Source organism: Nitratidesulfovibrio liaohensis (assembly GCF_011682075.1).
In the GTDB taxonomy this organism is placed as follows: Bacteria; Desulfobacterota; Desulfovibrionia; order Desulfovibrionales; family Desulfovibrionaceae; genus Cupidesulfovibrio; species Cupidesulfovibrio liaohensis.
Genome location: NZ_VSMK01000016.1, coordinates 1 through 9,752 on the forward strand (window position 1 = coordinate 1; position 9,752 = coordinate 9,752).

At 63.6% G+C, this 9,752-nt stretch carries 1 protein-coding gene and 1 pseudogene; one reads left to right on the top strand and one right to left on the bottom strand.

Features of this window, described 5'->3' with window-relative positions; genetic code table 11:
• Nucleotides 1-39 precede the first annotated feature (39 nt).
• Complete coding sequence (locus FVW27_RS00855) at nt 40-7,734, top strand: VCBS domain-containing protein (protein ID WP_208294549.1); 7,695 nt, start codon at nt 40-42, stop codon at nt 7,732-7,734.
• Between the two features lie 667 nt (nt 7,735-8,401).
• Here FVW27_RS00855 and FVW27_RS00860 read toward each other — a convergent pair.
• Nucleotides 8,402-9,613: pseudogene (locus tag FVW27_RS00860) on the bottom strand (TolC family outer membrane protein); the annotation flags it as partial.
• Nucleotides 9,614-9,752 lie beyond the last annotated feature (139 nt).

Genomic DNA, 9,752 nt, shown 5'->3' on the forward strand with positions numbered 1-9,752 from the left:
GCCGGCCCCGGCGCGGGCGCTGCCGCGGGTAGCGGCGGCGTGGGCGACTATGCCGACGACGCGGGCAACCTGATCGGCGGCGTGGACCGCCTGGACCCGCTGGGTACCACTGCCATCGGCACGGCGGCGCTGGGAACCATCGAGGATGAAGCCCCCGACGCCATCGACACGGTGCCCACCCTGATCATGACCACCAGCGCGCTCACCGTGTTCGAATCGAACCTGGGAGACGGCAGTTCCACCTACCAGGGCACCACGGAAGGCCCCATCGGCGTTGCCGGGTCCTTTGCCATCACCGCGCCCGACGGCATCGGCTCGCTGACCGTGGGCAACAGCGTGTTCACTGCGGCCCAACTGGCGGCTCTGGCAGGCGGCACCCCGCTGGCCGTTGACCTTGGCGCGCAGGACGCCCACGCCGACATGGTGCTGACCGGCTTTGACGGCACCAACGTGTTTTTCACCTACACCCTGGTGGACGACAGCACCCATACCCTGCTGACCCCCAGTGCTGAAGACCGCATCGAAACCGTTACCGTCATCATCACAGACGCCGACGGCGACTCTTCCCTTCCCGGCACCCTGACCATAACCATCGCGGATGACGAACCGTTCATCGGCAAGATCAACGATCCCAATCCCGAAGACGAAGTCACCCCCGACGACTACCCCGAACTCGGCACCGACGGCGTCGTCGAGCACATGTTCGCCAACGGCGAAGTCAACCTGCACTTCGACCTGACCAACGGCAGCGTTCCCGATCTCGACAACGGCACCGTGGACCTGCGCGTGGACGGCGGCACGCCGTACTTCCGCGTGGGGCATGGCCTTGGCGTGACCTATGACGGCAACCACGTGCCCGGCGATTCGCCCGACCGCGAGAACGAACTGGGCCACCGCGACGACAAATGGTTCCATGAGCAGGAAGGCGTGGTCTTCAAGCTGGACGGCGTTGCCGATTCGTTCAGCATGGGAACCTCGGCCTTCTACGGGCATGAGAACGGTTCCGGCGAAGTCGGCAAGATACTGTTCTTCCTGGGCGACGAACTTGTCGATTCGCGGGTGATCTTCGCCAACCAGCCCGGCGACAGCTACAACTTCTCCCACCTGAACAACGGCGGGCTGTTCGACCGCGTGGTCATCATCGGCCTTGACTACCAGCACATGCCCAGTTTTTACGGCAGCCACGGCCATGACGGCGGCTCCGTCGGCGACAGCAGCGACTTCTACATCACCAACGTCGGCTTCCACATGGTGTCGGAAGTGGGCGTTGCCCACGGCGACCTGGACTTCACCTACGGCGCGGATGACCGCGGTGCGTTCGACCTGACCTGGGCGGGCTTTACGACCGAAACTCCGGACGTGCAGCCCGAAGTGGTCAGCGCAGCCGACGCGCCAGAGGCCTCGTCCGACGGCATCTGGACCTGGGATGGGCATCAGGTGAACGTGGTCGTCGAAGGTGAAGGCCGCATCGTCGGCTACATCGTCGGCGAATCCTCGGGCGATGAAGTCAGCATTACGGAAGCGGTCTCCAACATCGCCTTCGTGCTGCAGGTCGACCCCGACACCGGGTACTGGACCTTCACGCAGAACGTGCTGCTTGACCTGCCCGACAACGCCGGCGGCAAGCTGACCTTCAACTACACCATCACCGACGGTGACGGCGACACGGCCGGTTCGTCGTTCAACGTGACCATCATTGAAGCCGAACGCACCCCCGACATCGACATGCCTACCGAAGCGCACGTGGTGCACGAGTCCGGGCTGTTCACGCCGTGGGCCGTCGGCACCGAGGCCGGGCACGAAGCCGTGGTGGCCGCGGGCACCTTCGTCGTCGACATGCAGCACGAGGACTTCGCGTCCGTTACCGTGGGCGGCAAGACCTTTGCCTCGCTGGACGACCTTGACGCGGCCGGACCGCTGTTCATCGGCGCCAACGGTCTTGTGGTGAACAACCCGATGCTGGCCCACGCCGTGCTGGACGTCACCGGCGTCACCTATGACGATGCCACCGGCAAGTACACCGTGTCGTACAAGTACACCCTGTACGACAACGTCAACCACACCTTCCCCGACGGCACCGAAACCGGCGACGTGATTCCGATCAGCGTCACCGACGTTTCGGGCGATTCCGCCTACGCGTCCTTGACCATCACCATCGTGGACGACCACCCCATCGCGCACGACAACGTCGCGTGGGTGACCGAAGACGGCGGGCACGACTGGAATCCGTACACCCACGACGAAGCCTCGGGCAACGTCATCACCGGCAACATCTTCTGGCTGCCGGAACTCGGTGACGACCAGCAGGGCGCGGACGGCGCCAAGGTGTCCAACATCAAGTTCGGCTTCCACTCCGAAGGCGTGGACGCCGACGGCGAACACATCAACGGGCTGTACGGCACACTGTTCATCAAGGCCGACGGCAGCTACACCTACGAACTGAACAATCACAACGATGCGGTGCAACACCTCATTCCGGGTGAAACCCTGAAGGAAGTCTTCACCTACACCCTGAAGGACGGTGACGGCGACACCGATACCGCCAAGCTGACCATCAACATCAACGGCGCCAACGACCGGGTGGACATCGACTGCATCAACAGCCTGCACGTGAACGAAGACGACCTGCCGTGGGGCAGCGACATCCACAAGGAATCGCTGACCGATTACGGGCAGTTCATCGTCACCGCCAACGACGGCCTGAACGTGGTGAAGATCAACGGCGAAAACGTCATCATCGACGGTCACATCCAGGCCGACCACACCATCGACACCCCGTACGGCAATCTGGTGGTGTACGATGTGGACTACCTGGGCGACGGCAAGTACCGCATCGAATACAAGTTCACCTTGGACGACAACGCCCCGCATGCCAACGGCAACGGTGAAAACGACTACCTGCTTTCGCTGGGTCTTGCGGTAAGCGACCGCAACGGCGATTGGGACACCGCGTCCATCAACGTGCACATCACCGACGACGTGCCCACGGCGTACGACAACGTAGCCACGGTGACCGAAGACGGCGGCCACGACTGGAATCCGCACACCGACGACGAAGCCTCTGGCAACGTGATCACCGGCAACATCTTCTGGCTGCCGGAAATGGGCGATGACGTGCAGGGCGCGGACGGCGCCAAGGTGTCCAACATCCAGTTCGGCGCCCACAGCGAAGGCGTGGACACCAACGGCGAATTCATCAACGGCCTGTACGGCAAGCTGTTCATCAAGGCCGACGGCAGCTACACCTATGAACTGAACAACCACAGCGACGCGGTGCAGCACCTCATTCCGGGCGAACACTTGCAGGAAGTGTTCACCTACACCCTGAAGGACGGCGATGGAGACACCGACACCGCCAAGCTGACCATCACCATCGACGGCGCCAACGACCGGGTGGACATCGGCTGCATCAACAGCCTGCACGTGAACGAGGACGATCTGTGGCAGGGCAGCGACCCCTTCCCTAAGGATTCGCTGACCGATTCCAGTTCGTTCATCGTTACCGCCAATGACGGCCTGAACATCGTGCAGATCGGCGGCGAGAACGTGATCGTGAACGGCGTGTTGCAGGCCGACCACACCATCGACACTCCCTACGGCAACCTCGTGGTTACCGGGGTGCAGAACCTGGGCGACGGGCAGTACAAGATATCCTACTCGTTCACCCTGGATGACAACGCCCCGCATGCCCCGATTCAGGGCGAGAACGACTACCTGCTCTCGCTGGGGCTGAAGGTCATCGACCGCAACGGCGACTACGACACCGACACCCTCAAGGTGCACATCACCGACGACGTGCCCACGGCGTACGACAACTTCGCCACGGTGACCGAAGACGGCGGCCATGACGGCAACCCGCATACCGACGACGACGCCTCCGGCAACGTGGTGACCGGCAACTTCTTCTGGCCTGAACCCGGTGACGACGTGCAGGGCGCGGACGGCGCCATCGTATCCAAGATTGAGTTCGGCGCGAATTCGGTGAACGTGGACAACAACGGCGAAACCATCAACGGGCTGTACGGCACGCTGCTGGTGAAGGCCGACGGCACCTACACTTACACGCTGAACAACGCCAACGCTGCGGTGCAGCACCTGACCACCGGTGAGCATCTGCAGGAAGTGTTTACCTACACCCTGAAGGATGGCGACGGCGACATCGACACCGCCAATCTGACCATCACCATCAACGGCGCGGACGACAAGGTGAGCCTGACCGGCCTGTGCGGCAGCGAAGGAACCGTGTACGAAGCGGGCCTGTCCGACGGCAGCCATGTCGGCCCCACGGCCACCTCGTTCAACGGCGACTTCTTCGTGGACGCCAAGGACGGGCTGGATGAAATCCTGATCGGCGGCGTGAAGGTCATCGACGCAGGCGTCCTGACCGGCAACAGCTTCACCAACGCCTACGGCACGCTGGTGGTCACTGCGTTCGACGCCGCCACCGGCAAGATAAGCTACACTTACACCCTTACCGATAACATCGCTCACGGCGCTTCGGGCTCCACCGACGATGCGCTGTACCGCGACTTCACCGTGACGGCCGTGGACCGCGACGGCGATGCCGATTCCGCCACGCTTACCGTCAAGATCGTGGACGACAACCCCCACGCGAACAGCAACACCGCCAGCGTGACGGAAGACAGCGGCGCGGGCCAGGTGGCCACCGGCAACCTGATCCTTGACCCCACCGCCGACGTTAAGGGCGCGGACGGTGCCATGGTGACCAGCGTCAAGTTCGGCGCCACCAACTATGTGGTGGATGCGGACGGCGTGGACATCGACACCCCGTACGGGATGCTGCATGTCAACCAGAACGGCAGCTACACCTACACCCTGGACAACAGCAACCCGCTGGTACAGAACCTGACCCCCAGCAGTGATGTGGCGGAGACCTTCACCTACACCCTGAAGGACGGCGACGGCGACATCAGCACCGCGAACCTGACCGTGGACATCAACGGCGTGAACGAGAACCACGTGCTGAACCTGTCGGGGTTGGAAAACCCGGAAGGCACCGTGCACGAAGCCGGCCTGCCGGGCGGTTCCGGCACGGACGGCGTGGGCCTCGGCATGACCGGCGCCTTCACCATCACCGCCACCGCCGGCCTTGACGAAGTGTCCATCGGCGGTACCAAGGTGATCGACGGCGGCGCCCTGTTCGGTTCGCACACCGTGGATACCCCCAACGGCAACCTCGTGGTCGACAACGTGCACAACAACGGTGATGGCACCTACACGGTGAACTACCACTTCACCCTGGACGACAACGCCACGCATCCTGCGGGCGGCACGCTGTCCCTCGCTGTGGAAGTCTCCGACAACTTCACTGCGGGCACGCCGAATGCCACCGGTACCCTGAACATCAACATCGTCGACGACCATCCGATGGCGGTGGACGACGTGGCCAGCTTCCCGAAGGGCATCACCACCAACGTGATGATCATACTCGACTCCTCCAACAGCATGGGGCCTGACTCGTGGCTGGGCGGCGGCGACCCCGACGGTCCCGGCGGGTACGACACCAAGTTTGCCCTGGCCAAGGCGGCCATTGCCGAACTGCTGGCGAAGTACGACGACGTGGGTCAGGTGAACGTGTGCATCATCGACTTCGACAACGACACCCGCACCAGCTCGTGGTTCACCGGAGACGGTTCGACCACCCAGGCCATGTCCTGGGTCAACAACCCCTCCAACAGCTCCATCGGTGACGGCACCAACTACGATGGCGCCCTTGCCGCGGCCAAGGCGGTTCTGGATGGCGGGCTGCCCGCTGCCGACAAGTCGGTGGTGTACTTCCTGTCCGACGGCGGCCCCAACTCCGGCTACGAACTGAACAATTCGGATACGCAGGCCTGGGAAAACAAGCTTGTCAGCGCCGGTGTCGACACCGTGTACGCCTTCGGCATGGGTGAAGCGGTCGATCCCGACCAACTTGACCGGGTTGCCTGGGACAAGAACGGGGCCGATACCTCCGAGGTCATCACCACCCTGTCGCAACTGCCGAACATTCTGCTGGGCACCGTGTCCGCTGAAGGCAACCTGCTCGACAACGATCAGGCTGGCGCCGACGGCGGTCTGCATCTGCACAGCGTGACCGTGGACGGCGTGACCTACACCGATCCTGCGGGTCCGGCCACCGAGCTCACCATTGATCTTGGTGACAGCAAGGGTTCCCTGAAGATCGACTTTGCGGACGGCAGTTACGAGTTCATTCCTGGCTCCAAGGCTACCGGACAGGAAGTCATCACCTACGAAGTGCGTGATGCCGACGGCACCTCGGACACCGCAACCCTGTTGCTGCGGCTGCCCATGCTGGACGCCCACGATAACCATGCAGTCACCGGCAACACGACGTACCAGGAAGTCAGCAGGGACGACTTCTCCGGCAGCAGCAACAACAATGCGAACTACGACGGCTGGAGCCATGATGACGACGGCGTGTCGCGTGTGAATGTTGGGGGGGGCGACCGGGAACTGCTGCTCGATCTCTCTTCGGACAGCGGGGAGGTTGTCAGCAGCAAGACCTTCAACGTGGCTGCCAACGATACGCTGACGTTTAAGTGGGAGACCGATGTCACCGGTCGGACCGGCAACTCGGACAACCACGACCCCGACAAGTTCGTGGTTGTCATTGACGGCGTCGCACTGCCCACGGTCTACACCGTGACGCCTGGCTCCACGGGGTCTTCCGGCACCTTCACCTACACCTTCCTGACGGGCGGTTCGCATACCGTCCAGATCAAGGCGGTTGACGGTGCAGGCGGAAATGGTTCTTACACATCTTGGGGTTCTACCTACAACAACGGGCTGCGGGTCTACATCGACGACGTGACCATCATGCACGCCGCAGCGGCCATCATCAGCGGCGATGTGATTCACGACCACGTTGGTACCGACATGGCCGACCAACTCGTGGGCCTCAACGCCCAGGTGACCGAGGTTAACGGGCATGAAGTGACCGCGGCCGGCCTGACCCTGGCGACGGATTACGGCAGCCTGGAAATCCACCAGGACGGCACCTACACCTACACAGCGAAGGTGGGCATGGAAGGCCATGACGACACCTTCGTGTACAAGCTGGCATCCACCGAAGGCGGCGGCCAGTCCGACTACGCGACCCTCAGCGTGCATCTGGGCTCGGCAGCCTCTGATGCGCCGCATGACACTGCCGCGCACACCATGACGGAAGGCGGCAGCCACTTCTACCAAGGCGACGCCAACCACAACACCATAACCGGCACCAGCGGTGACGACGTGATCTTCGGCCATGGCGGCAACGACATCATCCATGGCGGCGAAGGGCACGACTACCTGCACGGCGGCGCTGGCATCGATCACCTGTTCGGCGATGGCGGCAATGATATCCTCGTGGGCGGGCAGGACGGCGACTTCCTGACCGGCGGCACGGGGGCCGACACCTTCGTGTGGAACGCGGAAGACTTCACTGCGGGCGCCAAGGACGTGGTGACCGACTTCCATATGAACAGCGAGAACGATGTGCTGAAGTTCAGCGACGTGCTGATAGGCACCAACCCCGACGTGGTGGCTGGAGGCAACGCGGTTCTGGCCGGCACCGATAGCAACGACGTGGTGATCACCCTGCATCATGGCGCCCAGTCCCAGCATGTGGTGCTTCAGGATGCCCTGTCGGGCGCCCCGGATACTTCGGTGGCCTTGCAGGCCATCGAGCAGCATATCCTGACCCACAAGATCATCACCGAAAACAGCTAACCGGCGCGCCGCCATCCGGCGGCACACCAGGAACACACGGACGCCCCGGCCTTGGCCGGGGCGTCTTGCGTCTGTGTGGCGAGGATTGGCGCGGGGGCACCTCACGTGCCAACACGCCCGTTATCCCCCCACGTACCACCGTATACATGGAAGGTGCGTGGGGGGGCGAGCGTAGAGCAGATGGATTCCTGACATGGCGGGGTGTGGTCGAGGGTGGACGGATGGCGTCCGGGGGGCTGCGTCGTTCGTCGGGCGTCAGATTGGTCTGGCGTCAGGAGGGGAAGGGGGAAAGCTGCCACACACTAGCCCAGCCCGGCGAGGCAACAAGACTGGCCGGGCTGGGCGCAGGCAGTGCTGCAGATGGCAGGTGCGGTGCATGTGGTCCAGTGCAGGAACACCTTGCGAGCCCCCCCGTCGCGTTTTGTGAAGACCGTGCGTGTGCAGCCGGGGAGTCCGTGCCGGTGGTATGGGCAATCCCGCATCCCTCCTGCCGCGTTTCCCTCCCGGGGACGCTGCCACCCGCTGTCGTGTCTCGCCAACGCCTTCATCCGCGCACCCTTTCCGTGGCGCCCCCCTCCGTGGTTCCCCTTCCCGCCGGTACGGCGCGCAAAAAGGGGCCGGTCCTTCGGACCGACCCCTTCGGGTATGCCGTTCTCTGCGGGAGCGGCTATCGCTCGGTGTTCTTGCGCAGGGCGTCGCGGTCGATGCCCAGGCTTTCCAGCAGCTTGCCGCCAAGGGCCAGCAGGCGGTACTGGGCACCGGCATCGTTCATGCGCGAGGTCACTTCCTGAATGGACGAGCTGTACAGTTCGTTCTCGGCGTCCAGCACGTCCAGCAGGCTGCGCTGGCCCACCAGGAACTGCTGCATGTACGCATCGCGGGTCTGCACGTTGTAGTCGATGGCAGACAGGAAGTAGCGCTGCTGTTCGCGGGCGGACAGCATCTGGGTCCAGGTGGCGCGGGTTTCGCGGCCAAGTTCGTCGATCTGGTTCTGCAGTTCCTGGCGGCTCTGGCGCGAGCGGGCGGAGGCGCCCTTCACCGCGGCCACGTCGGCGCCGCCGTTGAACAGGTTCCAGCTCATGCGCAGCATGGCGGCGGTGCCCCATTCGTGGTCACGGCTGCTTTCCACCTGATCCTTGTAGGTGGGACCCACCTCCGCGTAGATCACGGGGTGGTAGCCGGACTTGGCAAGGTCGATTTCCGCTTCCGAGGTGCGCACGTCGGCAATCAACGCCTGCACCTTGGGGTTGGAGGATTGGCTGTCGGCCAGGGCGGCGTCGGCACTGGGCGGGGTGGCCGTGGGCGCTTCCGCCGGGCCCAGGGTTTCGGGCACCATCTGGCCGGTCAGGCGCAGGTAGGCGGCCTCTGCCACCTGCAGCGCGCTGCGGGCTTCGGTCAGGGTCGACTGGGCGCGGGCCAGGCGGCCCTGGGTCTGGGTAACGTCGGAAACGCTGGCCGCGCCCATGCGCGAACGTTCCTGCTGCGAACCCAGGATGGATTCGTGCTGCTGCACGTTGATCTCGGACAAACGGACGATTTCGCGCTGGCGCAGCACTTCGATGTGTGCAAGCACGGCGTCCAGGCCAAGGGCTTCGGCATTGTCGATGAGGCGGTTGTCCACCGAGCCCAGCTTGTTCTTGTTGATGTCCACGCGGCTGGCGGTGGCCAGGCCGTCCCAGATGGTCTGGCTGAGGGTCACCGAACCTTCGCTGCGGTCGTACCAGTCGTTTTCGTTGTTGGTGGCCCGGGTGGAGCGGTCATTGTACTGTTCCACGCCCACACCGCCACGCACGTCAAGGCGCGGGAACCAGCCGGCACGCGCGCGGTCAACGTCGTGTTCGGCGGCCTGGCGGTTTTCCTGGAAGGCCTTGAGGCGAGGATGCGTTTCAAGGTAAGCGTCACATCACCTCCTTCTACCGCCCTCGTTTGAAATCCTGCATGCTCATCCTCCAATCAAGGAGGTGCGGGTATGCCGTCGAATCGCAGGCGAAGGTCGAAAAAGGAGTCTTATTGGCGGG